The organism is Polyangium jinanense (assembly GCF_028435365.1).
Genome location: NZ_JAGTJJ010000017.1, coordinates 17838 through 42079 on the forward strand (window position 1 = coordinate 17838; position 24242 = coordinate 42079).

The 24242-nt window shown below is 69.0% G+C and carries 20 protein-coding genes; 11 read left to right on the plus strand and 9 right to left on the minus strand.

Going from position 1 to position 24242, the window contains the following annotated elements; genetic code table 11:
* Window positions 1-34 precede the first annotated feature (34 nt).
* Window positions 35-3361, plus strand: a complete 3327-nt coding sequence (locus KEG57_RS25645; protein WP_272427736.1) for a DEAD/DEAH box helicase — start codon at window positions 35-37, stop codon at window positions 3359-3361.
* A gap of 67 nt (window positions 3362-3428) precedes the next feature.
* On the opposite strand, the gene KEG57_RS25650 is transcribed toward KEG57_RS25645, so the two are convergent.
* From KEG57_RS25650 to KEG57_RS25660, 3 genes are read right to left on the minus strand one after another with little or no spacing between them, the layout of a single operon-like run.
* Window positions 3429-4094 (minus strand): ExbD/TolR family protein, encoded by a 666-nt coding sequence (locus KEG57_RS25650; protein WP_272427735.1) that lies wholly within the window; start codon window positions 4092-4094, stop codon window positions 3429-3431.
* The gene (locus KEG57_RS25655; RefSeq protein WP_272427734.1) at window positions 4091-4654 is read right to left on the minus strand and encodes a biopolymer transporter ExbD; all 564 of its coding nucleotides are present in this window, start codon (window positions 4652-4654) and stop codon (window positions 4091-4093) included. The genes KEG57_RS25650 and KEG57_RS25655 overlap by 4 nt, the downstream gene beginning before the upstream one ends.
* A 10-nt stretch (window positions 4655-4664) precedes the next feature.
* Complete coding sequence (locus KEG57_RS25660) at window positions 4665-5291, minus strand: MotA/TolQ/ExbB proton channel family protein (RefSeq protein ID WP_272427733.1); 627 nt, start codon at window positions 5289-5291, stop codon at window positions 4665-4667.
* An 855-nt stretch (window positions 5292-6146) separates the two neighbouring features.
* On the opposite strand from KEG57_RS25660, the gene KEG57_RS25665 reads away from it, so the two are divergent.
* The 4 genes from KEG57_RS25665 (at window position 6147) to KEG57_RS25680 (ending at window position 9164) form a co-directional block, all read left to right on the plus strand.
* On the plus strand, window positions 6147-6767 hold the full coding sequence (locus KEG57_RS25665; RefSeq protein WP_272458863.1) for a MotA/TolQ/ExbB proton channel family protein: 621 nt from the start codon (window positions 6147-6149) through the stop codon (window positions 6765-6767).
* 193 nt (window positions 6768-6960) lie between these two features.
* Window positions 6961-7518, plus strand: a complete 558-nt coding sequence (locus KEG57_RS25670; protein ID WP_272427731.1) for a biopolymer transporter ExbD — start codon at window positions 6961-6963, stop codon at window positions 7516-7518.
* A 15-nt stretch (window positions 7519-7533) separates the two neighbouring features.
* Window positions 7534-8121, plus strand: a complete 588-nt coding sequence (locus KEG57_RS25675) for an ExbD/TolR family protein (RefSeq protein ID WP_272427730.1) — start codon at window positions 7534-7536, stop codon at window positions 8119-8121.
* Window positions 8122-8210: 89 nt separating this feature from the next.
* Window positions 8211-9164: a hypothetical protein gene (locus KEG57_RS25680; protein WP_272427729.1), complete on the plus strand. Its 954-nt coding sequence runs from the start codon at window positions 8211-8213 to the stop codon at window positions 9162-9164.
* A gap of 11 nt (window positions 9165-9175) precedes the next feature.
* Here the strand turns inward: KEG57_RS25680 and KEG57_RS25685 are convergent, their stop codons facing one another.
* The 4 genes from KEG57_RS25685 to KEG57_RS25700 are packed head-to-tail and all read right to left on the minus strand — an operon-like array spanning window position 9176 to window position 12654.
* Window positions 9176-10438, minus strand: coding sequence for a DUF4147 domain-containing protein (locus KEG57_RS25685; protein WP_272427728.1), 1263 nt, complete (start codon window positions 10436-10438; stop codon window positions 9176-9178).
* Window positions 10435-11094 (minus strand): hypothetical protein, encoded by a 660-nt coding sequence (locus KEG57_RS25690; RefSeq protein ID WP_272427727.1) that lies wholly within the window; start codon window positions 11092-11094, stop codon window positions 10435-10437. The genes KEG57_RS25685 and KEG57_RS25690 overlap by 4 nt, the downstream gene beginning before the upstream one ends.
* Window positions 11091-12428: an HD domain-containing protein gene (locus KEG57_RS25695; RefSeq protein ID WP_272427726.1), complete on the minus strand. Its 1338-nt coding sequence runs from the start codon at window positions 12426-12428 to the stop codon at window positions 11091-11093. The genes KEG57_RS25690 and KEG57_RS25695 overlap by 4 nt, the downstream gene beginning before the upstream one ends.
* Window positions 12415-12654, minus strand: coding sequence for a hypothetical protein (locus KEG57_RS25700; RefSeq protein ID WP_272427725.1), 240 nt, complete (start codon window positions 12652-12654; stop codon window positions 12415-12417). The genes KEG57_RS25695 and KEG57_RS25700 overlap by 14 nt, the downstream gene beginning before the upstream one ends.
* A gap of 77 nt (window positions 12655-12731) precedes the next feature.
* On the opposite strand from KEG57_RS25700, the gene KEG57_RS25705 reads away from it, so the two are divergent.
* From KEG57_RS25705 to KEG57_RS25730, 6 genes are all read left to right on the plus strand, one after another.
* Window positions 12732-14939: a hypothetical protein gene (locus tag KEG57_RS25705; RefSeq protein WP_272427724.1), complete on the plus strand. Its 2208-nt coding sequence runs from the start codon at window positions 12732-12734 to the stop codon at window positions 14937-14939.
* 106 nt (window positions 14940-15045) lie between these two features.
* Window positions 15046-16365 (plus strand): cation:proton antiporter, encoded by a 1320-nt coding sequence (locus KEG57_RS25710; RefSeq protein WP_272427723.1) that lies wholly within the window; start codon window positions 15046-15048, stop codon window positions 16363-16365.
* A complete protein-coding gene (locus KEG57_RS25715; protein ID WP_272427722.1) occupies window positions 16362-17732 on the plus strand; it encodes a cation:proton antiporter in 1371 nt (456 codons plus the stop codon). The genes KEG57_RS25710 and KEG57_RS25715 overlap by 4 nt, the downstream gene beginning before the upstream one ends.
* Window positions 17733-17798: 66 nt before the next feature.
* Entirely contained in the window at window positions 17799-18968 is a 1170-nt protein-coding gene (locus KEG57_RS25720; RefSeq protein WP_272427721.1) for a TFIIB-type zinc ribbon-containing protein, read from the plus strand.
* Window positions 18969-19039: 71 nt separating this feature from the next.
* Complete coding sequence (locus tag KEG57_RS25725) at window positions 19040-20458, plus strand: M16 family metallopeptidase (RefSeq protein WP_272427720.1); 1419 nt, start codon at window positions 19040-19042, stop codon at window positions 20456-20458.
* Entirely contained in the window at window positions 20455-22059 is a 1605-nt protein-coding gene (locus KEG57_RS25730; protein ID WP_272427719.1) for a M16 family metallopeptidase, read from the plus strand. The genes KEG57_RS25725 and KEG57_RS25730 overlap by 4 nt, the downstream gene beginning before the upstream one ends.
* Before the next feature lie 61 nt (window positions 22060-22120).
* Here KEG57_RS25730 and KEG57_RS25735 read toward each other — a convergent pair whose 3' ends face one another.
* Window positions 22121-22732: a hypothetical protein gene (locus KEG57_RS25735; RefSeq protein ID WP_272427718.1), complete on the minus strand. Its 612-nt coding sequence runs from the start codon at window positions 22730-22732 to the stop codon at window positions 22121-22123.
* A gap of 52 nt (window positions 22733-22784) precedes the next feature.
* Window positions 22785-24194, minus strand: coding sequence for a DUF6600 domain-containing protein (locus KEG57_RS25740; protein ID WP_272427717.1), 1410 nt, complete (start codon window positions 24192-24194; stop codon window positions 22785-22787).
* Window positions 24195-24242: the final 48 nt, after the last annotated feature.

Consider the following 24242-nt stretch of genomic DNA (forward strand, 5'->3'; position numbering starts at 1 on the left):
CGTGCCGCCTCCGATCACCGACGCACTCTCCACCTTGAGCGACCGCGGGCTGCGCCGTTTGCTCGGCGCTCGCACGTTCCTACGCGGACTCGAATACTTCCGAAGGCGCGTCGTCGAGGACATCGACGTCCAGGAGATGAGCTCGAGCGGCGTCGTCCGCGCGAGCGACTCCGAGCCGTACCCGGTAAAGGTCGAGCTCACGCCGGACGGCATCAAGTCGTACTGCTCGTGCCCGACGTTCTCGAAGGGGGGCCAGCACTGCAAGCACGTCGCCGCCCTTCTCATCACGCTGCGGGATCAAGCCCGCGGCGCGCAGCCGAGGCCGGGCCCGCCCGCCCCGATGATGCCGCAGACGGCGCACGCCGGCGGCGATGCTTTGAAGCGCGTGCGAAGGCGCGATCGTCCGCGCGGCACGCAGCCGCCGCTCGGTAGCCCCGGCCCGGGCGCCCCGATGGGGCACATGGGCGCAAGCGAGAGGACCTCGATGGCCGCGATGGGACCGCCCGGCTCGTCCGTGATCACAGCGCCGCAGCAAGACGCGACGGCGAAACAAACCGGCATCGGCGCGTGGCTGCCGCCCGAGGGGCTCGGCGGCTCGCGGCGCGTGGAGTTCCGCCTGCACGTCCGCCAGGGCGCGCTCACGGTCACGGTGCTCGACGCCGACGCGCGCGTGCCGATCCTGCCCTCGACGGCGCTCGCCTGGCAGGCGCTCTACCCGACGCCCGATCGCGACGCCCTGCGCCTCCTCGCCCGCTTCGAAAGCGGCAACCCGCGACACCCCGCGGTCGACGTGCGTGGCGAGGACGTGGCCGAGCTTCTGCCCTTGCTCGAAGGCCAGCGTGTGCTGCTCGAGCCCGCACTCATGCAGCTCCGTTTCGCCGAGGAGCCTTTGCGCCCGCGCTTCGACCTCGAGACCGTCGGCGGTGACACGATCATCGTGAAGGCGAGCTTCGAGCGCCCGACCGACAGGCGCCGCTTCTCACTGCTCCAGGGCGGCTGGTTCGAGGGTTGGCCCGGCTGGCACGTCGACACGCAGGAGGGCATCGCGCGGCGCCTCGACAAACGCGTCTCGCCCGCCGCGATGCGCAGGCTCCTGCGCTCGCCCACGATCGGCGAGCCGATGCGTGACCTCGTGCGCCTGATCATGCAGGGCTTGCCGAAGGTCGCGCTCGAGGTCGGCGCGGAGCTGCCGGACCTCGCGCAGATCGCCGACGTCGTGGATCTGCCGCCGACGTTCCGCATGCGCGCCGGCGGTTCGCTCGTCGAGGCGCACGTGCAGCTCTACGCCGCGTATGGCGAGGAGGAAGTGCAGGTCCGCGCCGACGGCATCTCGCCGCCCGTGCTTGTGCAGCCGCCCGAGGAGGGCATGAAGCGCGCGCGGTGCGTGCGTGTCGACATCGCGGCGCAGCAGGAGGCGGCGGCGCGCTTGCTCGGCCTCGGCCTCAAGCCCGACGAGACGGGCCAGGAGTTCGTGGCGAATGGCGACGCGGCCATCCGCTTCTGGAGCGATGGCCTCGCGGAGCTGCCCGAGGACTGGGACCTCTTCGTCCCCGAGGATCTCGTCGACACGCAGGTGCGGCACAAGCCGCTCGGCGTCTTCGCGAAGGTCACGAGCGGCATGGACTGGCTCAACGTCAAGCTCACGTTCGAGAGCGAGGGCGTGGCCGTCGATCGCGACGAGCTCCGACGCTGTCTCACCGAGGGCAAGCGCTACGTGCGCCTCGAGGACGGCTCGTTCGCGCCGCTCGATCCGGACACGATCCGCGCCATGCTCGACCGCGAGATCGAGCTCATGACGGCGGCCGGTCGCACCGGAAAGCTCCCGCTCGCGCACGCGGGCCGTATCCAGGAGCTGCTCTCGCAGGTGAGCGGATCGAGCGTGGGCCAGGGCGCGCGCGAGCTCTTCCACAAGCTCTCCAGCATCGAGGAGATCGAGAGCACGAAGAAGCCCCGCGCGCTCAAGGCGACGCTGCGCCCCTACCAGGAGGCCGGCCTCTCGTGGCTCAAGTTCATCCACGACATCGGCTCCGGCGGCGTGCTCGCGGACGACATGGGCCTCGGCAAGACGGTGCAGACGATCGCCCTGCTCCTCAGCGTCAAGCAGGAGGAGAAGCACGTCAAAGCGCTGATCGTGGCCCCGACGAGCGTCGTGACGAACTGGGAGCGCGAGCTCGTCCGGTTCGCGCCGACGCTCAAGGTGGCGCTCTGGCACGGCGCGGATCGCAAGGACCAGATCGAGGAGGTCCAGGAGGCCGAGGTCATCATCACGAGCTACGCGCTGCTCCGCCGCGACGAGGAGTTCCTCGCGAAGCTCGACCTCACCTACGCGATCCTCGACGAGGCGCAGCACATCAAGAACCCGCTGTCCGCGACCGCGGCCGCCGCGAAGCGCCTCAAGGCGCGCCGCAGGCTCGCGCTCACGGGCACGCCGATCGAGAACCGCCTCTCCGAGATCTGGTCGATCTTCGACTTCGTCTCGCCGGGCCTGCTCGGCTCGCTCGACAAGTTCGAGGCGCGCCTGGCGCGCCCGATCGAGGCCGGCGACTACAAGGCCGCGCAGCGCCTGCGTTCGATCATCCACCCCTTCATCCTGCGCCGCACGAAGCAGGAGGTCGCCAAGGACCTGCCCGAGAAGATCGAGACCGATCAGATCTGCGATCTCACGGGCGATCAGCGGTCGATCTACATGCAGGTGGCGCGCGAGGTGCGGGCCCAGGTGCTCGGCGAGGTGGAGCGTGTCGGCATCGCCAAGAGCCAGCTCCAGATCCTCGCGGGCCTCACGCGGCTGCGCCAGGCGGCCTGCGATCCGCGGCTCCTCGGCCTGCCGCGCGAGTTCTCGGACGAGGACTCGGGCAAGCTCGTGGCGCTGCGCGAGCTCATCGCGAACGCGGTCGAGGGCGGCCACAAGGTGCTCGTCTTCAGCCAGTTCGTGATGATGCTGAAGATCATCGAGCGGGCGATGAAGGAGGACGGCGTGGCCTACGAGTACCTCGACGGCGCGACGAAGGACCGCGCGGAGCGCGTGGAGCGCTTCCAGAACGATCCGACGGTGCCGGTCTTCCTGATCAGCCTGAAGGCCGGCGGAACGGGCCTCAACCTGACGGCGGCGGACACGGTCATCCACTTCGATCCGTGGTGGAACCCGGCCGTGGAGCAGCAGGCGACGGATCGCGCGCACCGCATCGGACAAACCCGCGTCGTGACGGCGTACCGCCTCGTCGCGGAGGGGACGATCGAGGAGAAGATCCTGCAGCTCAAGGCGAAGAAGCGCGAGCTCGTGGCCTCGGTCCTCAGCGAGGATCAGGGCGGCGCGAAGAAGCTCACGAAGGCCGACGTGGAAGAGCTGTTCGCGGTGGATTGAACGCGGCCCTCGGGGGGAGGGCCGGGGGCAGGGAAGGGGCCCGCGCCGCGTCTTGCGGCCGCGGGCCTTACTTCTTCCCGCTCAGGATCATGAGGTGGTACTTGCCGAACTCGCTCTGGCCGAGGGTGTAGAGCACCTCGATGAGCAGCCGGTAGGGCGTGGTCTTGTCGGCGACGATGCGCGCCTCGGACGTGGACGGGTCGAGGCCCTTCGCCGCGCGGACGGCCTTGTCGATCTCGCGCGCGTGCTGCAGCGAGTTCGCCAGCGGCACGATGTAGAGGTCGTTCGGGCCGCTGCGCTTGTGCTTGGCTTCGATGCCCGACTGCGCGAGCTGCTCGCGGCTCGGCAGCGTCACGACGGGGGTGGACTCTTCGCCGACCAGGATCTGCGTCTTCGAGACGACCACGAGCACGCCCTCGTCGCTCGGCTCGCCGACCATCACGGATTGCGGCAGGCGCAGGTCGTCGGACTGCGGGATCGCGCCGGCCGACGAGGCGAGGCTCTTCAGCAAGAAGACCAGGATGATGGTCATCAGGTCGAGCATCGCCGTGATGTTGAGGAAGTCGATCTCGGGCTCGCGCGCGTTCTTGCGCTTCGCCTTTCGAAGGGCTGCCTTGTACTTGACGATGCTGCCCTTCTGGGCCTGCACGGGACGCGGGCGCGGGGCGGGACGGGGCGCGTTCGGGCCGCTGTCTTGCCCGGCTTCGGGCTCGAAGGTCTCGTCGATGTTCATCGCGCCACCCCGAAGTGCACGTCCGAGAAGAGCTCTTCTTCGCCGTCCTTCCGGAGCGCGTCCATCGTGTCGATGATCGTCCCGTACTCGACGCCCGGGTTCGCGGTGATGGTCACCTGGGTCTCCTCCTTGAACTCGGGGGCCGCGTTCTTGAGCCGCTTCGCGCAGCTCGTGACGGCGGAGAAGTCGTGCACGCCGCCCTCGCGCATCGGGATCGTGATGCCGGCGCCGATGCCCTGGCAGCCCGGGGCGACGTTGCCGCTCGAGGTCTTGAGCGAGATGCCCTGCGTCGTGATGAACGCCGAGAGGTTCAGCGCCTTCGTCGCCACGTCGCTCCGACCTTTGCCGCCGATCGCGGGCGGGGTCGTGTCGATCGAGGCGATGAAGGTGACCGAGACGCTGGCGAGCACGAACATCATCACGTTCGTGATGATGTCGAGGAAGGGCACGATGTTGAGCTCACCCGCCTCCTCGCCCGGCTCCGGATCTTTCGGCTGGGAAAGCCGCCGGATGCGCGATTTCTGCGAGGCGCTGAGCGGAGCGTCGTGGGTCTCGGCCATGGGCGACGCTCTAGAAGTTCGGCTTGGCGATCGTCAGCAGGTTGAACACGCGCTCGGTGGTCGACTCCAGATCGTGCTGGATGTTCTTCGACCGCGTGTGGAGCAGGACGTGCGCGATCATGCAGAGCACGGCGATGCCGAGGCCGAACGCCGTGTTGTACATGGCCTCCGCGATGCCGTTCGAGAGCATCTGCTGCTTGACGGCGGCGGAGAGGCCGGGGGCCGAGATCGAGGCGAAGGTCTTGATGAGACCGCTGACGGTGCCGATGAGGCCGATCAGCGTGGCGATGTTCGCGAGGGACCAGAGGAGCGCGACGCGCTTCTCGACGGCGGGCTTGAGCTCGGAGAGCTTCTCGCTGAGGGCGGCGTCGATCTCGTCGGCGCCTTTGCTTGCCTGCGTGAGGCCGGCCTTGACGAGCTGCAGGATCGGGTAATCGCCGGCGTCGCAGAGCTTGATGGCGCGGTCGATGTTGCCTGCGACCACGAGCTTCTTGATCTGGGCGAAGAACTCCTTGGAGTTCACGCGGTAGCGATCGAGCTGGAAGTAGGCGCGCTCGATGATGACCGTCACCACGATCGCCGAGACGACGAGGTTCATCACGAGGAAGGTGGGGTTCTCCTTGATGGCCCCCCACATCCCGACCTCTCCTCCTTCGGACGCCAACATGAACAGGTGACGCATCCTCGCAGTCCCTTTCTCCCTACCTAGTCACCAGAGCGCCACGAGCCGTGGTTATGCCCCATGCGCAAAAGTCGCGTTGGGGCGCGACTATAGCCGTCGCTCGATCTCCCAGGCAAGCGACAGACGGCGCGTGTGAGCGGAGCCCCCGCCGAAGCGAGACGTGGGCTGCTTGGGCTTTGTCCGATGAGGCTGGATCCTTCCAAGTTCGTGGCGAACGTGCGGTGTTTCCCGTGTAGCTCGCGCGATCTCGACCAAATGTTGCTTGACGAGAGAGGGTCTGAATCGCGAAGATGCCGGTCGCCTGGGCGATGAAGCTTCAACGTGGGCCGATTCGCGCTGGGTCGACGGAGACGACGATCCTTGGATACCGGCCATTTGCCCCGTTCGGATGCGGGCGGGTAGACTGGCCCCGGATCACGCGAGACCGTGCGCGAACACGGGATCTCGAGATCCATCCGGGATCACCGCTTACGAAGAGACCCGAGACGGAACGAAGCCAAACACCCTACTTGCGTTGGGGCGCGCGGCTCGGCTAGCGTCCTGGTTCGCTTGGATGCCTTGGCCGAAGTCGCACCCTCCCCAGCGATGCAACGAAGCGGAATTCAACGCGGAGAGCAACGAGCGGGGCGCGGGGCGCGAGGCCGCGACGGCCAGCGCGATCGCACGAAGACCGTCGCAGTAACTGCCGCATTCGATCCGGAATGGCTTTCATGTAGAGTGCGACACCTCGGCCCGAGCGGACGCGAGGCAAGCTGGAGGACCTGACAAATGCACGCAGCGTACGAGCACTTCAAAGAAGGTGGATGGGGCATGTGGCCCATCTTGTTCTGGTCGATCCTCACGATCGGCATCATCGTGGAGCGCTCCATCTATCTGTTCGGCGCGTCGATCAACAAGGACGTCTTCCTCGCCACGATGCAGAAGTGCATCCTCGCGGGTGACGTGGCCAAGGCCGTCAAGATGTGCTCCGCCGCCAACGCGCCGCTCGCCCGCATCGTGCAGGCTGGCCTCGTGAAGGTGAACCGTCCGGACGAGGAAGTTCAGGCTGCGATGGACGAGGCCGCGCTCCGCGAGCTTCCGCGCCTCAGCAAGAACACCGCGTACCTCGGCCTCCTCGCGAACCTCGCGATGCTCTCGGGCCTCCTCGGCACCGTGACGGGTCTCATCATGGCATTCGGCTCCGTCTCCGGTGAGTCGATCGATCCGAGCCAGAAGGCGCGCGTTCTCGCGGCAGGCATCTCGGAGGCCATGAACTGCACGGCGTTCGGCCTCGCCGTCGCGATCATCGCCCTCATCGGCTTCGCCATTCTCAACGGCAAGACGCAGCACCTCGAGGACGACATCAACGAGGCGTCGGTCATGGTGCTGAACCTCGTCGTGACGAACCGCCAGAAGGTGAACGTCGCGGCCGTGGGCCAGGCGGCTGCCTGAAATCCACCTCCGGGGCGGCGCCTGCGCCCGCGCCGCCCCCGCCGTGATCTCGGGAGAAACTTTCACCCAGATCCGTTGTCGTACAAAGGGCAATGCCCTGCCCACGAGGGCGGGCAACGGTAGCGTGTAGGGGGCGCGTCATGCGTCCCCATCGCAGTACGCTCGCGAGAGCGAGCATCGCAGGAGGCAGCCCATGGGTGGCGTAGACGTAGGCAGCGAGGGCGGCAAAAAGAAGGCGACGAACGCGGAAATCAACATGGTCCCGTTCATCGACCTGTTGATGTGCACGATCGCGTTCCTCTTGATCACGGCTGTGTGGGTCACGAACTCGCGCATGAACGCGGACGCGCAGGTGCCTGGGCCGCCGAACCCCGACAAGGAACTCACGCCGCAGACGCCCGAGAAGGTGCTGAATCTGCACATCGGCGAGAGCGATTTCGCGCTCGTGTGGAAGCAGGGCGCGACCGTCGTGAGCGAGGTGCGTGTCCCCAAGCCGCCGCCGAGTGACAGCGCCGTGATCCGGTATTCGGACCTCGCGAAGAAGATCGAGGCCGAGTGGAACACCAACGGCAGCCATCGCGATCCGAGCGACAAGAAGCTCGATCAGGCGATCATGCACACCGACAACCGCACTCCTTTCAAGGAGATCGTCGCGGTGCTCGACGCGCTCTACGCGACGAAGCGCAAGGTGAAGCTTGAGGCTGGGGAGAAGGATCTCCCGGCCTTCAACATGACGTTCTCCGTCCGCTGAGCAAGGAGACCTGAGATGGGTGGCCACGCCAAACCTCCGGCGAAACATCACAACCCGCACGCCCACGTCATCCACCAGCCTGGCCGGCGGTTGATGCACCACATCCCGCTGAAGTTCGTGTGGAACAAGGTAGCGGGACACGGCAGGCGGAGCGGCAACGCCGCGCTGAACCTGGTCAGCTTCATCGACTTCTTGATCACCACCGTCATCTTCCTCCTGATGTCCTTCTCGGCGTCCGGTGAGATCACGGTCGACAAGAACGTCAAGCTGCCGAAGGCCGAAAACGTCGAGGACATCATCGACGCGCCGATGGTCGCCGTGAACGGCAACCAGATCCTCGTCGACGGCACGCTCGCCGGCTCGACGCGCGCGATCGAGGAGCTCGGCCGTATGCAGAAGATCGACGAGCTCTTCAACCTCCTGAAGAACAAGCGCGAGCTCTGGAAGCAGGTGCAGCCGAACAAGCCGTTCCCCGGCGTCTGCATCCTCCAGGTCGATCAGAACGTGCCCGCGATCGTCGTGAAGAGCGTCTTCCAGACCGCTGCGTTCGCCGGTTATCCGAACGTCAGCTTCATGGTCGCCAAGCTCCCCAAGAGCGGCTGAAAGCTACCCCCATGCCGCCCAGCGCGGATGAACGACCCCGCGGCCTGCCCTCGCTGATCCAGTCCAAGCAGGACCGCGGGGCAGGCCGTATGCGTTGGCCCGCCCCCAAGGTCTGGGCCTGGATCGGCCTCGTGATGGCCGTTACGGTCATCATCCAGTGGAAGTGGTCCCAAGGCCGCCTCGAGAGCGAACGAAGCGGCGTCCTCGCCAAACAACGCGCCGTCGTCGCCGAGCTCGGTCCCCGCTGGTTCCCCTTGCGTGACCGGATCGAGCGCTGGACGGTCGACCTCGCGAAAGACCCGGCCCCGGACGTCGTCGAGACGGAGATCCTCAAGGCCTGGAACTTCCGCGACAAACCCGGCATCTACCTCCGCCTCGACGCCGACCAGGCCACGAGCGCGGATGCCATCCGCAAAGCCGCGAACGATTCGTTGCGGGATGGTTTCACCGCCTGCCTGTTCACGGCGGAAAACAAGAACCAGCTCTCCGACAAGGAGTGCAAGCTCACCCGAGATTGCGCCTTCGGCGAGATCTGCAACGAGCTCGATCGCTGCGCGCCGCCCGCGCAACCCTACAACCTGCGCGTCGCGTACCGAGCGATGCGTATCCTCTCCGAGGACTGGGTGCGGGAGGCGCAGGAAGCATCGGGTGAGCTGAAGCTGCGCGCGCTCACGAGCTTTTTCGAGGACGCGGTCCGCGACGACATTCCGATCGCGGTCGATCTGCTCACCCGCGCGCAGTACTTCGCCGTCGTCCTCGACGAGACGCCGCCGAACTTCCAGGTCCCCGCGGGCATGTCGAAGTCCGAGGCCTTGCGCGCCGTGCCCCATGCGTCGCGCGTCGGCATCTGGCGGCTTTCGGACAACAAGCTCGTCCTCCGCATCCGCCGCTCGCCCGAGGTGGAGCTCAAGATGGCCGGCGCGCAGCTCGATGAGCGCGTCGTGAACGCCCAGAAGCGTCAGGCCTTGAGCTGCGCGCTCGCGAACACCGTTCGCGACGCGATGGGTGATGCCCAGGCGGGTGTCGTCCCTCCCACGCCGTAAGACGCGCCGCCTCAGTTTTCCGGAAAAACCCGCGCCAGGATGTGCAGATCCGTGAGGTTCTGCCCCGTCGGGCCCGTGTCGATCGCCGTGCCGAGGGCACGGTGGATCGGAGCGTCGTCGTAGCCGGCGAGGGCTGCGTCGATTCGTGTTGCATCGAAGTCACCCGCCGCGCCGGAGCTCACGACCGCGCCCGCGGCGGAGGAGCTTCCGTCGGTGCCGTCCGAGGCACCGCAGAGGAGCGCGACGCCCGGCGGGAGTTTTTTCAGGGCAGCCAGCGCGACCCAGCCCGCGCGTCCGCCACGTCCACGCACGGGCGGTAAGGCGAGCGTCGGCTCGCAGGCGACGACGATCGCGCTCCCCGGGGCGAGGGCCGCGGCCTGCGCGAGGCGTTTTTCCACCACATCACGCGCGTCGCCGCCTTCGGGTGGGTCGATCCGGACGGAAAAACCCCCAGCGGAAAGGTGTGCGGCGGCCACGCGGGCGAAGTCCTCGGGGCCGGCGAGCAGGTGAGCCTCGGTGCGCGTGGGAAAGGGTTGTTCCGTTGTGTCGTCGAGGTAAGGGGCGAGGCGCGCGGCGAGCTCTGCCGGCGCGTATCGGGCGAGCGCGGCGCGAGCTTCGGCCGCGGTCGTGGGATCCGGGACCGTGGGGCCGGAGCCGATGTCGTGGAGTGCGCCGCCGACGACGTCGGAGAGGGCGAGCGTCTGCACGAGCGCGGGCGCTGCCGCGGCAGCGAGGCGTCCGCCCTTGATGCGCGAGAGGTGGCGGCGGACGAGGTTCACGTCGTGGATGGGCGCGCCGCCTTCGAGGAGCGCGCGGACGACGCGGCGTTCGTCCTCGAGCTCGAGTCCGGGCGGAGGCAACACGAGGAGCGCGGAGCTGCCGCCCGAGATCAACGCGAGGACGAAATCCTTGGGGCCGAGGCCATCGACTTGCGCGAGGGCCGCATGGGCGGCTGCGACGCTGCGTTCGTCGGGGACAGGGTGCGCCGCGCGGAGGACGACGGGCGCGCTTCGGAGATCGAGTCCGCGAAAGTCGGTGGGCGCGCCGTCGACGGTCACGACGAGCGTGCCCTCGATGGAATCGCCCCAGCGGGAAAGGGCGCCTTGTGCCATCGCGGCGGCCGCTTTGCCCGCGGCGAAGAGCCGGACGCGCGCGCCCTCGGGAGGTCGCGGGGGCAAGGCCTCGGCGACGAGGCGCGCGGGGTCGAGCGCGGAAAGGCTTTCGAGGAAGACCTCGGCGAGGACGCGCCGCAGGGCCTCCTCGGCGGCGCTCATCGCACGAGCCGATCGGCCGCGTCCACGAGGTGAACGGGGACGATGTGGCGCCAGGCGAGCGTGACCGAGAGCAGCGCGCCCTGGTCGATCAGGCGGAAAGGACCCGCGTCGGTGAACGCGCTCGGCCGGATGCGGAGCGCGCCCCGCACACCGAGAATCGGCCCCGTGGCCGTGGCGAAAAATGGGATGCCGATCCCCATGGAGAACTCGAACCCCGGCTCGGCGCCAAACGTGCCTCCACGCGGTGCTTCCCAGAAGGCGCCCATGCCGAGGGCGAACGAGTCGAGGACGAGGTCGAGGCGCGCAGGACCACGCTCCAGGTTCGTCGCGAAGCGGCCGAGGAAGAGCGGCTCGAGCACCACGCCGGCCGCGATCGATCGCGTGACCGCCGGGCCGTCCGTGCCGAGGGCGTCCGTGTAGTGCACGTACAGGCCCGCGGACGAGAGGTACAGGAGGGACGCGTGCGCGGCGAGCGCGGGGCCTCCGCGGGCGAACGCGGCGCCGGCCCCGATGCGCATGTCGAGGTCGCCGTCGAGGCGCCCGTACACGCCGTCGGGCCCGTCGTCCTCGGCGCGCGCGGCCGCGGCCGAGCTTGCGAGCGCGAGCAGCACGGCGAGGCCCGCGCCGCGCGCCCAAGAGACGCGCGCGCGGCTCAACGGACGAACGCCTCCCGCATCGCGTCGCGCAGCTCCGGGGCGAAGATCAGCCGGCAGCGGGTGAGCGTCTCGTTGCGCAGACGATCGAGCAAGAACGAAACCTCCGACGGGGGACGGGGCCTGCCCTTCGGGAAGACCACGTGCAGCGAGTCGTCCTCGGCATACGGCGTGTCCGTCGCGACGTCGAGGCCCACGTAGAGGTCCGGATCGAGCCCCTGCTCCGCGGCGATCGCGCGCGCGGCGGCGAGCGCCTTCGTTCGCGCCTCCTCGTCGAGCGCGCCGAACGCGTGGCTCGTGGATCCCTCGTCCTCCCCTTGCGCCTCGGGCGATAGCTCGATCGTCTTGAAGAGCGAGCGCGCGCGGAGCCTCCGGCAGAGATCACTCAGCGTCGGGTCCTTCGCGTCCTCCCACGCGTGGATGGCGCCGAGCAGGACCTGGTCGTCGAGGTCGAGGTACTGCTCGAGCGTGGGTACGTCCCCGGCGGCGACGGCGGCGATCGCGGGTGGCAGGACGGGCAGGCGCGTGCCATCCACGACGAGCGCGAGGGCACGACGAAGGATCGCGCCGATCATCCACTCGGCCGCGCGCGTCGCTTTGTGAAAGTAGACCTGTTGGAACATGAAGTAGCGCGCGAGCAGGAACGACTCGATCGCGACGATGCCCTTCTGCCCGTCGATGGCGAGCGAGGGCGCGTGGTGGCCGGGTGGGCCGCTCGGCTCGCTGAAGCGGAGGCTGCGGAGCAGCCACGGCAGGTCGTAGTCGCCGTAGCGCACGCCTGTCGCGTGCGCGTCGCGCAGGAGGTAGTCGCAGCGATCGACGTCGAAGGTGCCGCTGACCGCGCGCGCAAGGTAGGGCAGCTCGTGCTTGCCTGCGACGAGATCGGCCACGCGTCGCGGCAGGCTCGGGTCGTCCTCGGCGAGGATCTGGTGCAGCTCGCATGCCGGGTCGAGCAGGATTCGGGCGGTCCATGTCTCGTGCTCAACGGCGCCTGGCATCGCAGCCTCGAACAGATGCGAGAGCGGCCCGTGCCCCACGTCGTGAAGCAGCGCCGCCGCGATGGCATCGCGCGCGCGTTCGCTCGTCACGCGTTGCCAGAACGGCAGCTCTCGATCGATCTGCCTGAGCCGCACGAGCAGAAGTTTCATCACGTGCGCGGCGCCGATCGCGTGCGAGAAGCGCGTGTGCTCCGCGCCCGGGTACGCGAGCGAGGTGAGCCCGAGCTGGCGGATACGCCGAAGCCGCTGCATCTCTCGTGCGCCGAGGAGTCGCGGCACGATCGAGTCTTCTTCACTTTCGAACGCGACGAGCCCATGCACCGGGTCACGCAGGATCACGCTTGTCCTCCAGGAATCCATCGTAGTCCCGCATCACTTGTCCGGCATCTCCTGCGCGCATCGGGAGTTCCCTGACGCCTTCGATCACGCTCAAAAAATTCCCGGAAAAACCCATGTCGAAATCCAGTCGTGGTAGCAGCGGAGCCCATGCGAGGCGCGCGAGATGCGCACGAAAACGGCGCGAAGACACGCAGAAATGCGCCGATTGGGGGGTGTCGGTGTTCACTTCGTCGTGTAGTGTCGTTCGTTGGACGTGAAGCGAGTTGACGCATCCGAAAACCCTCCTCCCATGTCGGTGATGTCATGACCTCCATCGGCGGACGACACGGCGAAGCCGCTCTGGAACCTGCACACGGTGCCTCGAAGGGACAACGCGCCTCGCGCGCTTTGGACCCCGAGCCCGCGTCCGACGAGACCGGAGGCGGATCGCCCCGCCGGCTCGATCACATCCTCCGCGCGCTCCCCGACTCCGAGCTCGCGGCGCTCATCCGGCGCCTCGGCATACGCATCGATACGCAGAAGCGCATCGACGCTCCATCGCAGGTCGCCCGCGCGCTCGTCGGCATCCCCGACGTGCGTGATCCGTCGCGCCTGCAGGCGTCGAGCCGGGAGCTCTTGCACCGGATCGCCGAGGCCGGCGGCGCGCTCGTCGTGCCGACGCTGCCCTCGGGGCTAGAGCCGCTCGTCGCGCGTGGCGTGGTGTACGCGCGCAAGATCGACGAAGGCATCGAGCTCGTCCTGCCAACCGCGTTCCTCGTGCAGCTCAAGTCCTGGGAGAGCGAGGACCCGCGCGCCCTCCGCGCGCTCCTCTCGCAGGCGTCCTTCGAAACGGTCAGCGCCGTGGCCGCGCACTACCTCGGCCGTCCGGCCACGCCGCCGATCGCGCTCTCGCTCGAAGCCGCATGGGAGACGCTCTGCGACACGGCGCGCTTGCAGTCGGAGGTCGAGCGGCTCGCGCCGGTCGAGCGTCGGTTGCTCGAAGCGATCGAGGCCGTCGGCGGTGAGGTCGACACGCAGGAGCTGCTCGACCTCGAGCGTGAGCCCATGCGCCTGCGCGGCGCCACGGGCATCACCGCCAGCCGGCGAGGCGCGGGCTTCGCGCTCGAGCGCCGCGCCTTCCTGATCCCGATCCACCCGAACCGCCACGTCATCCCGACCGAGATCGCGAACATCGTCGGCGCCGAGCGCCGCAAGGCCCGCGAGGCGCGCCGCGCGCAGATCCGATCGTTCGTCCTCGAAGAAGATCACGCGCCGCGCCGCGCCCGCTTCGCCCCCGACCCGGGCATGCTCGCGCTCGGCCTGGCGTACGCCGTGCGCGAGCCGGGGAGCGACGTTCGTCCTGGCGTGGGCACGCCTCGCTCGCTCCTCGTTCGTCTCGCCCAGCGCTTCGGCCGCGACGTGGAGATGGTCGCGCTCTCGGCTGCGGTCTCGCGCGCCATCGGTTTGTGGGAGCCGTCCGCCGCTTCCGCGGCCACGCCGCCGGGATCACTCGCCGTGCACGAGCTCGGCCGTGTCCTCTTCGACACGTGGCGCCGCGGCGGCGCGTGGGACGAAGCGCGCCCCGAGCGCGAGGTGTTACGTGCGGCCTCCGAGGGCCGCGAGTCGAGCCCGATCGGCGCGCTACGCGAGATGGTCATCGACGCGTTGCAAGAGCTCGGCGAAGGACGCTGGGTGCCGTGGGCCTCGCTCCGCGGCTACCTCGCCGCGGACGATCGCATCGGCGGCGTCGAGCGGCTCCTCCGCCGCTGGGGCGATCGCACCTCGAACGAGGCGCCCGAGGTCCTCGAGATCACCCGCCGTATCGCGCTCGAGTCCTTGCCGGCGCTCGGCATCATCGACCTCGGCGGCGACGATCTCGACGACGGTCCCGCCTTGCGCCTCACGCCGCGCGGCCGCGCCATGCTCGCGGGCACCTCGCCGAGCTTCGATCCGTCCCCGAGCCATTTCGTCGAGACGCAGATCCTCCAGATCGCCCCCTCGGCGCGGATCGCGCACGTGCTCGCGCTCGTCCCGTTCGCCGAGATCACGCGTATCGGCGACAAGGTCGACCTCCTCCTCGCGCCCTCGTCGATCGCGCGCGCCCTCTCCGCGGGGCTCGAGAGCGACGCGCTGCGCGCGCGGATCGAGGCCGTCGCGAAGCTCCCCGAGGGCATCTCGCAGATGCTCATCCAGGCGAGCGTGGTGATCGGCCGCGCGAGCTTCGTCCCGGCCGCGGGCTTCTTGTGGGTCGAGGACGCGGAGATCCGCGAGCTCTTGCGCACGCGGCGCCCGGCTTCCGAGCTCTTCATCGATCCGTCCCCGCCATCTGGTTTGCTCCTCGCGCCCGACGTTGATCTCGAGCGCCTCGTACGACGCTGTCGCGCGCTCGGCGTCGAGGTCGAGTGCGACGGCAACCTCCTGCGCGCGCGCTCCGTCACGCCGATGCCTTCGAGTCAGGAGGCGCCGTCGCGCGCGCCTTCGACGAGCCGCGGTCGATCACGGACGCCGGCGCCGCGCACCACGCGCTCCTGACGGAGGATCACGCACGCCCGGAAAGGCGTGCGTGGTCGTGAGGCGCGGCGCGCAGCCGTGCTTTCCGGGAGGCATGACGGCCGATCTGGCTGATACTCCAACGCCCATGCCCCCCGATCGGCTGCGAATCGTCATCGGCCTCGCGAGCGCGCTCGGGCTCGCCGTGCTCCTCGCGCAGCCGAAGGTGAAGGCGCTCGAGCAGCGCTTCGGCGTCACCGTCCTCATCTCCGCGGGCGTGCCGTTCCTTGCGATGGGCGCAGTCTTCTCGCTCGACAGCGTGGGCATCTTGACGCCGCAGGTCCTCATCGACCTCAAGCCCGCGTTCGAGTTTGGCCTCGGCTGGGTCGGGTTCATCGTGGGCTTGCACTTCGACGTGCGCAAACTCGACGCGCTGCCTGCGTCGCTCGGCCCCGTCATCGTGCTCGAGTCCGTCGTCCCGATGCTCACGACCGCGGGCTTCTGCGCCATGGCGCTGCTCGGCATGGGTGTGCCGTGGGAGCGAAACGCCTTCGCGCGTGACGCCCTCGTGCTCGCGGCCTGCGCCGCGCCGAGCGCGCCGATCAGCATGGAGCTCTGGGAGCGCCGCGTCGGCCGCAAGGCCGCGCGCATGATCGACGAGATCACGAGCCTCGACGAGGTCACGGGCCTCGCGCTCCTCGGCGTCGTTGCGATCCTCTTCCGCCCGGAGAACGACACGACACGCTGGGTCTTGCCGGCGTCGGCGTGGCTCCTCCTGACGCTCGGCCTCGGCGGCGTGCTCGGCATCCTCACGTACGTCCTCCTGCGCGGCGCGCGCAACGCGGCCGAGGAGCTCACGCTCCTGCTCGGCGCGGTCGCGCTCTCCGCGGGCGTCGCGGGCTACCTCGCGCTCAGCGTCCCCGTCGTCTGCGCGATCGCGGGCGCCTTGCTCGCGAACCTCCCGATCCGCGATCTCGAAGGTTTGAAGAAGACGCTCCTCGACGTCGAGCGCCCGATCTACCTGATCTTCCTTCTCGTCGTCGGCGCGACGTGGCGGCCGCTCGAGTGGCAGGGCTGGCTCCTCGCGACCGCGTTCGTCCTCGCGCGCGTCGCGGGCAAACGCCTCGGCGCGATCTGGTCGAAGCGCGTGGGCCCGAAGGAGCTGCCGAGCGCGCGCATGCTGGCGCTCGCGCTCGCGCCGCAGAGCCCGAGCGCCATCGTCCTCATGGTCAGCGCGGCGACGCTGTACCACGGCTACGGCCCCGAGCGCGTCCGCTGGGCCATCAACGCCGTGATCATCGGCGGCGTGCTCACCGAGGTCGTGGTGCGGATGCTCGAGTGGCGGCGCCGGCGCACCGGCGTGGATCTCACCCCGATCCCGCCCACCCGCGTGCAGGCCCCGGAGGCGCCGAGGCCCCAGGTTGACGAAGCTCCGGTCATCACGACGACCCCGGAGGGCAGCGCGTGATCCGCGCAGCGCTCGTCCTCGCGCTCGTCGCCGGCATCTCCTTCGCCGCGCGCTCCTTCTTGCCCGCCGACGCCACGATCACGGGCTCGGGCGCGGCGCTCGCGTTTGGCTTTTTGCTGATCGCGGCGATGCAGACGGGGCACATCTTCCACGATCTCCGTTTGCCGCACCTCACGGGCTTCATCCTTTGCGGCGCGATCTTCGGCCCCGAGGTGCTCCGCCTCATCACGCCGTCGATGCTCGGCGACCTCACGCTGGTGAAGAAGGTCGCGGTCGGGCTCATCGCACTGAACGCCGGATGCGAGCTCAACTTCGCGCGCCTCCGCCCGAAGATCCGCAGCATCGGCCTCGTTTCGATCTTCGGCCTCCTCACCGAGTTCGTCCTTCTCTTCGGCCTCTTCGCGTTCGTCCTCAAGCGCATTGACTTCACCGCGGACATGACCTCGGCGCAGCGCCTCGCGGTCGCGCTCATCTGCGCCACCGTCCTCTGCGCGCTTTCGCCGGCCGTCGTGATGGGCATCCTCAAGGAGACGCGCGCGGTCGGCCCGCTCAGCGAGATGTGCCTCTCGATCGTGGTGCTCGCGGATCTCGCGGTCGTCATCGCCTTCTCGTTCACCGAGTCCGTGGCGCGCGCCGTGTTCCCGCCCGAGGCTGCGGCAAGCGGCGCGGGCGGGCACTCGATTTTCGGCGCCCTCGCGGTGCACATCTTCGGCTCCATCGCGACCGGCATTGCCGTCGGCCTCATCTCGGCGCTCTACATTCGCCGTGTGGGCCAGCGCATCGGCCTCTTCGTTTTCGCCGTCCTCTTCGTCGTCGCCGAGATCGGCGGCGCCCTGCACCTCGACCCGCTGCTCGTTGGCCTCTCCGCGGGCCTCTTCCTGGAGAACATCAGCCCCGTCAGCGGCCACGAAGTCATCCACGAGACCGAGGTCGCGGCGATGCCCACCTTTGCTGTCTTCTTCGCGGTCGTCGGCGCCGAGGTACACCTGCACGCCTTCTTCACGGTCGCGCCCTATGCGGCCATGGCGGCGCTCACCCGCGCGGCGGGCATCTACGCCGGCGCGCGCTTCGGCGCTCGCGTCGCGAAGGTCGATCCCGAGGTCGCGGCCCGCATCCCCTTCGGCATGTTCCCGCAGGCCGGCGTCGCGATCGGCCTCGCGAACCTCGTCGCGAACTCGTTCAAGCCGTGGGGCCAGGCCGCATCCACGCTCATCCTCGGCACGATCGTCATCAACGAGATGCTCGGCCCCGTCCTCTTCCGCATCGCCCTCGCGCGCGCGGGTGAGATCAGCAAGAAGCGTGAAGCAAGCCTCCTCGATCTGCCCTCGCACGCCCCCACGCCTGAGGCCGACGTCGAGGCCACGTGACGCGAAGCTCGCGCGCGTGGCCTTTGCGCCGGGCTTCCCTGTAACATCGCCGCCGGAGGACGAGAGGTGACGAGCGCATTCGATCCGGGGCCTTCGGGCGACACGTTCCCGTGCGGCCAGTGCGGCGCGAAGCTCGGCTACGACGCCGGCGCGCAGGCCATGAAGTGCCCTTATTGCGGCTTTCAGCAGGCCATCCCGCAGGCGACCGGGGGCCTCGTCCGCGAGATCCCGATCGAAGAGGGCATGCGCCTCGCCGCGCGTGGCTACGGCACGCCGGTCGCGCAGGTGAGCTGCCGCGAGTGCGGCGCGACGGTCAACGTCCCGCCGGGCGAGCAGACCGCGACGTGCACGTTTTGCCGCTCCCACCAGGTCCTCGCGCAGGAGTCCGCGGGCACGGCGATCCGGCCCGAGTCCGTCGTCCCTTTCAAGGTCGACAAGAACAACGCGAACCATCGCTTCGAAGAGTGGCTCGGCTCGCTCTGGTTCCGCCCGAACGACCTCAAGAAGATGGCCAAGGTCGAGGGGTTTGCCGGCGTGTACGTCCCTTACTGGACGTTCGACGCGCGCGTCGACTCCTCGTGGACCGCCGAGGCCGGCTACCATTATTACGAGACCGAAACGTACACGGACGAGCAGGGCAACCGTCAGACGCGGCAGGTGCAGAAGACGCGCTGGGAGCCGGCGCGTGGCCGTCGCACCGACGCCTTCGACGACGTGATCGTGTGCGCCTCGAAGGGCCTTCCCGAGAACCTCGGGGATGACTTCCGCACCTTCAACACGCGCGAGCTCACGCCCTACCGACCCGAGTTCCTCGCCGGCTGGCGCGCCGAGTCCTACGCGATCGATCTCATGCCCGCGTGGCAAACGGGGCAAACCATCATGGCCTCCACCCAGCGGAGCCGCTGCGGGAGCGACGTTCCGGGCGACGAGCACAGGAACCTGCACGTCGACAACCACTTCTCGTACGTGACCTTCAAGCACGTGCTCTTGCCCGTGTGGATCGCGGCCTATCGGTACCAGGACAAGCCCTACCAGTTCCTCGTGAACGGACAGACCGGCGAGGTGATCGGCAAGGCGCCGTATTCGTTCTGGAAGATCTTCTTCTTCGTTCTCTTCCTGGTCGCCCTCGTCGTGGGCATCGCCGTCGTCGTGAAGGGCCAGAAGAGCGGTTCGTCGTCGGACGAGCGCACGCCGGCGACCTCGCCCGCGAAGGCCCCCTCGCGAAGCCGTCGCTAGGTTCTTCTCTCCGCACCTCTGGCCGCGCTCGCCGCTTGCAATCGCGGGCCGACGGGGCACGCTCTCCGGCCATGCGATCGATCCGTCCGCCCCTTCGAAAGCGCCGCGCGCGAGCCGCGGTGCTCCTCGCCTCTGCGCTCGCGTTCGCCGCGCCGCTCGCTTCGCCCTCGTTCGTCGCGACTGCTCGTGCCGAGCAGAAGGCCGAGATCAAGGTCCCGTTCGAGAAGTACACGCTGCCGAACGGCCTCACGGTGATCCTGCACGAGGATCACGCGCTGCCGCTCGTCGTGGTGAACACGATGGTGAAGGTGGGCTCGCGCTTCGAGGAGCCGAAGCGCACGGGCTTCGCGCACCTCTTCGAGCACCTCATGTTCATGGGCACGCGCCGCGCGCCGCCCAAGATGTTCGACACGTGGATGGAGTCCGAGGGCGGCTGGAACAACGCGTGGACCAGCGAGGACCGCACGGACTACTTCGACGTCGGCCCTGCGCACACGCTGAAGCTCTTGCTCTGGCTCGAGGCCGATCGCTTCTCCTCGCTCGCCGACGAGATGACGAAGGAAAAACTCGACGTCCAGCGCGAGGTCGTGCGCAACGAGCGACGCCAGCGCACGGAGAACGAGCCTTACGGCAAGGTCGAGTTGCGCCTCCCCGAGCTGCTCTTCCCCGCGGATCATCCCTACCACCACCCGGTGATCGGCTCGCACGAGGACCTGCAGGCCGCGACCGTGGACGACGTGAAGGGCTTCTTCAAGCGCTGGTACGTTCCGAACAACGCCTCGCTCGTGGTCGCGGGGGACTTCTCGCCGGCCGAGATCAAGCCGGTCATCGAGAAGTGGTTCGGCTCGATCCCGTCCTCGCCCGTGCCCGCGGCGCCCCCGGCGAAGCCCGTGAAGCTCGACAAGGTCGTGCGCGACACGCTCACGGACAAGGTGGAGCTCGGCAAGGTCGTGATGGCGTGGCACAGCCCCGCGCGGTACGCGCCCGGCGACGCGGAGCTCGACCTGCTCAGCGTAATCCTCACCGACGGCAAGGCGAGCCGGCTCTACAAGGCGCTCGTCTACGACAAGGCGATCGCGCAGGAGGTCTCGGCCTACCAAGCGTCCGGAGATCTCGGCTCGTACTTCCTCGTCGAGGCCATCGCGCGCCCCGGCGTGACCCTCGCCCAGCTCGAAGCCGCGATCGACGAGGAGATGAAGAAGATCACGAACGAGGCCGTGAGCGCGGCGGAGATCGCGCGCGCAAAAAACCAGTTCGAGACGAGCTTCGTCTCGCGGCTGCAGTCGGTCACCGCGCGCGCTTCCATGCTGAACCAGTACGAGACGTACGTCGGGGATCCGGGCTTCGCCGAGAAGGATCTCGCGCGCTACCGCGGCGTCACGCCGGAGTCGCTCCAGCGAATCGTGAAGAGCCACCTCGACCCGAACGGCCGCGTGATCATCCACGTGGAGCCCGAAAAGAAGACGAACGGCGCCGGAGGTGCCCCGTGAGGTTTGCCAAGAAGTCGGCCTTGCTCTCGCTCGCCGCGGTGACGGCGCTCGCCGCGTGCGGCGCCGAGCCGCAGGTTCAGCCGGCCGATCCGACGACGAAGGAAACGACCCCGCCCGTCGCCGAGACGAAGCCAGCGGCATCCGCGGTGGACCTGCTCGGCCCGAAGCCGGAGCTTCCGCCGAGCCGTCCGTTCACACCTCCCGCCGTCGAGACGTTCACGACCAAGAACGGCCTCTCGGTCTGGCTCGTGGAGAAACACGGCTTGCCGCTCGTGTCGGCGGTGCTCGTCGTGCGCGGCGGGTCCTCGGCCGATCCGGCGAACCAGCCCGGCCTGATGCACATCACGACCGACATGCTCGACGAGGGCGCCGGCAAGCGCAGCGCCGTCGAGGTGTCGAGCGGCATCAACGACCTCGGCGCGACGCTCGCGCTCGGCACGAGCGCCGACGCGAGCGTCGTTTCGCTCACGGTGCTGAAGAACAACTTCAACGCGGCGTTCGGCATCTTCTCCGATGTCGTCGCGCGGCCGCACTTCGACGCGAAGGAGTGGAAGCGCGTCTCGGAGCTCTGGCAGAACAACCTGAAGAAGCGGTCCGACGAGCCGATGAGCGTCTCGCGCGTGATCAACGCCGCGGTGCTCTTCGGCCCGGACACGCCCTACGGCCACCCCGCCGATGGCTCGCTCGAAGCGGCGGCGAAGCTCGATCTGCCCACCGTGAAGCGCTTCTACACGGAGAGCTTCCGCCCCGATCGCGCGGTGCTCGTCGTGGCCGGCGACATCTCCCGCAAGGAGGTGACGGACATCGTCGACGCGCAGCTCGGCGCCTGGAAAGCGCCGCCCGCGAAAGCCGCGCCGAAGCAGGCGGACTTCCCGGGCCCGCGCGCTGCTTCGGCGCGCCCGAAGCTCGTGCTCGTCGATCGGCCCGGCGCCCCGCAGTCCGTCATCGCGGTCGTGCGCGATGGCGTGGCCGCGAACGATCCCACGCTGCCGCGGCTCGAGCTCATCAACACGGCGCTCGGCGGCTCGTTCACGTCGCGGCTCAACATGAACCTGCGCGAGGAGCATCACTGGGCGTACGGCGCGGGCTCGACGTTCCAGGAGAGCCGCAACAAGGGCGGGTTCTGGGCCATCGCCTCGGTCGAGACGCCCGCGACGGGCGTCGCGTTGAAGGAGATGCTGAGCGAGCTGACGAAGATGGCGGCTTCCGGGCCGACGGCGGAGGAGCTGGAGAAGGCGAAGGCGCAGGATCGCGCCGACCTCATGCAGACCTACGAGACCGTGAGCGGCACGGCGCGCAGGCTCGCGACACTGGCGCGGCTCGGGCTCTCGCCGTCGCACGACAGCGAGGCGACCCGCGCGCGGCAGAGCGCGACGCTCACGGAGGTCACGGCGCTCGCGAAGACGCACGTGGATCCGGCGTCGGCGACGGTGATCGTGGTGGGCCCGCGCGATGCGGTCGGCCCGCAACTCGCGACGCTCAGCCTCGGCGAACCCGAGCTCTGGGATCCGGAGGGCAAGCCGGCGAATGCGGCGGCGAAGCCCGCGGACAAACCGGCCGCGAAGGCCGCGGACAAGCCGGCACCGAAGAAGGGCAAGTAGAAGGCGCTGGGTGGGGAGAGGAAAGGCCCGGTCGACGTGGTGTCGGCCGGGCCTTTTTCGTTCACGGCACGGTCGGGACGAAGTCGACCGGGCTTGTCGGGGCGCCGTTGTGCAGGACGCCGTTGCCGAACCAGTACACGAAGCGCGGCTGCGGCACGCCGTCGATGAGGACTTCGAGGCGGAGGATCGCGCCGGGCGTCGTGCTGATCTCGAGCGCGTCGTAGTCCACGCCCGTATCGACGTGCAGATCGACCGTCCCCGCGGCTTCATTGATGTTCACGTGGTCGGCGCCTTCGAGATCGTCCGTCGTGATGGCGTCGATCGTCGAGCTCGTGTCGACCGACATGAAGATGTCCATCGGGCAAACCGCGCCGGAGAAGCTCGTGTCGCAGGTCGTCCAGACCCGGTACACGCCGCTCGAGTAGTACTCGACGAACACCCCCACGCCGTCGCCCGGGACCGCGTCGAGCTGGACATCGGTCTCGATGCTCATCTCCATCGGCACCTCCGAGGGCCGCGGGCCGTCGTCGATGATCACCGTATCGTCATCGTCGTCGTCGACGATGATGCATCCCGTCGTGGTGCTCCCCAGGCCGACGCAGGCGACGAGCCCGAGAACGGCCGGCCACACCGTCAGTGAACCAAGCTTCACGTTGCGTAGAAAAGAAGGCATCGGGCGTGCTCCTGTTCGGCGGTTTCGCAAGAGACGGGCCAAGATCAGCGGGTTACCGCCCTCGCCGCGGCGACGGCGAGAACGAACGCGACGGCGACGACGACGAACGCGACGGCGACGACGAACGCGAGGGCGAGATCGAAGGTCGCGAGGGCGAGGCCGAGGGCCGCGACGGCGAGACCGAGGGACGCGAGGGCGAGACCGACGGCCGCGACGGCGAGGCCGAGGGACGCGACTCGGTCGACGGGCGCGACTCGGTCGCTGGCCGCGAGGGCTTCGGCGAGGAGGCGGCCGGCCTCGACGGCGCGACCGCGGGGCGCGAGGGCGAGGCGCTCGGCGTGGACACCTCGGGGCGGCTGCCACGCACGTCACGCGGGCTGACCTCGCCGCGCGGGCTGCGATCGACCTGCACGCCACGACCCTCGGCATGCGCGCCGTTGGCCCTGGAAACGGACGGCGCGGCGACGAGCCCGCGCGACGGGGCCGGCATCGTCTTCGCCTGCGCCGTCGTGCTGCGGCGCGAATAAGCGACCGCGCGCGCATCGGGCGCCGAGCGTTTTTCCGGGGCAGCCCCGGAGGGGATCTTCGCCTCGGCGAGCGTGGGCGAGGCCGGGCGATACGACGAACGCGCGTTTGCGCCGCCGCCACCGCCGCCCGCCGTGGGTTGGGCCGGGCGATACGGGCGCGAATGCGCGCCGATGCGGCGAACGACGTCACGATCCCGCACGACGTACGTGTGCACGTGGCGGTGGAAGACGTAGCTCGACGGGCAGAACACGAACGCCGACGACGGCGTCACCCACACGTTCACCGCGGAGCCGCCGAACCAGTACCAGGTCGGCGCCATCGGAGCCCAGCCGACGTAGCCATAATCCGTCATGCGCCACGTGACCCACGCGGGCGCATACACGCGGCCCGGGATCCAGCCCCAGCCGCGACCGCCGATCCAGGTCCAGCGACCGTAATGGAACGGGATGTAGCCCCAGTCGTAATCGCTGACCCACATCCAGTTGCTGTCGGCGTCGAGCTCCCAGTGGCCCGCGGTCTGATACGGCGCGAAGTCCGATCCGACGACGCTCGCGCTCGGCACCCAGACCGTGCCGTACGTGCCATCGTCGACCCACGTGCCGTAGGCCGCGAGCGGCTCGCGGAAATCGTTGAGCGCGGCCGGATCCGTGTCGACGTATTCGTCGGCCGACACCGACACGCTGACCTGCGCGTCCACGGCTTGCGTGGGCTGGAAGCCAGCGGCATTCGGGGCGGTGTTCTCCTCGGGCGCGTCGCTCGTCCAGCCCTGGGGCAGGCCCGCGGGTGTATCCGCTTGGACTGCCAGAGGTGTGAACGAAAGTGCTGCCGCGAGGAGCGACAGCGCGACAGAAGTGAAGCGACGCCCTGGCAAGGCGGGCCGGGGCGCGGGGCGATCGTTGCTGGGCGACGTCTCGGCAAAGCGCATGGCGTTCATGATGATGGGACCTCGTCGAAGCAGTTGCCAGAGCGGAAGCGCTCGTCG

Excerpts from the sequence above, each read along its gene's own strand:
- KEG57_RS25650 (WP_272427735.1), bottom strand. The coding sequence starts at position 4,094 with ATGAACATCGACGAGACCTTCGAGCCCGAAGCCGGGCAAGACAGCGGC.
- KEG57_RS25655 (WP_272427734.1), bottom strand. The coding sequence starts at position 4,654 with ATGGCCGAGACCCACGACGCTCCGCTCAGCGCCTCGCAGAAATCGCGC.
- KEG57_RS25660 (WP_272427733.1), bottom strand. The coding sequence starts at position 5,291 with ATGTGGGGGGCCATCAAGGAGAACCCCACCTTCCTCGTGATGAACCTC.
- KEG57_RS25665 (WP_272458863.1), top strand. The coding sequence starts at position 6,147 with ATGTGGCCCATCTTGTTCTGGTCGATCCTCACGATCGGCATCATCGTG.
- KEG57_RS25670 (WP_272427731.1), top strand. The coding sequence starts at position 6,961 with ATGGGTGGCGTAGACGTAGGCAGCGAGGGCGGCAAAAAGAAGGCGACG.
- KEG57_RS25675 (WP_272427730.1), top strand. The coding sequence starts at position 7,534 with ATGGGTGGCCACGCCAAACCTCCGGCGAAACATCACAACCCGCACGCC.
- KEG57_RS25680 (WP_272427729.1), top strand. The coding sequence starts at position 8,211 with ATGCGTTGGCCCGCCCCCAAGGTCTGGGCCTGGATCGGCCTCGTGATG.
- KEG57_RS25685 (WP_272427728.1), bottom strand. The coding sequence starts at position 10,438 with ATGAGCGCCGCCGAGGAGGCCCTGCGGCGCGTCCTCGCCGAGGTCTTC.
- KEG57_RS25705 (WP_272427724.1), top strand. The coding sequence starts at position 12,732 with ATGACCTCCATCGGCGGACGACACGGCGAAGCCGCTCTGGAACCTGCA.
- KEG57_RS25710 (WP_272427723.1), top strand. The coding sequence starts at position 15,046 with ATGCCCCCCGATCGGCTGCGAATCGTCATCGGCCTCGCGAGCGCGCTC.
- KEG57_RS25725 (WP_272427720.1), top strand. The coding sequence starts at position 19,040 with ATGCGATCGATCCGTCCGCCCCTTCGAAAGCGCCGCGCGCGAGCCGCG.
- KEG57_RS25735 (WP_272427718.1), bottom strand. The coding sequence starts at position 22,732 with ATGCCTTCTTTTCTACGCAACGTGAAGCTTGGTTCACTGACGGTGTGG.
- KEG57_RS25740 (WP_272427717.1), bottom strand. The coding sequence starts at position 24,194 with ATGAACGCCATGCGCTTTGCCGAGACGTCGCCCAGCAACGATCGCCCC.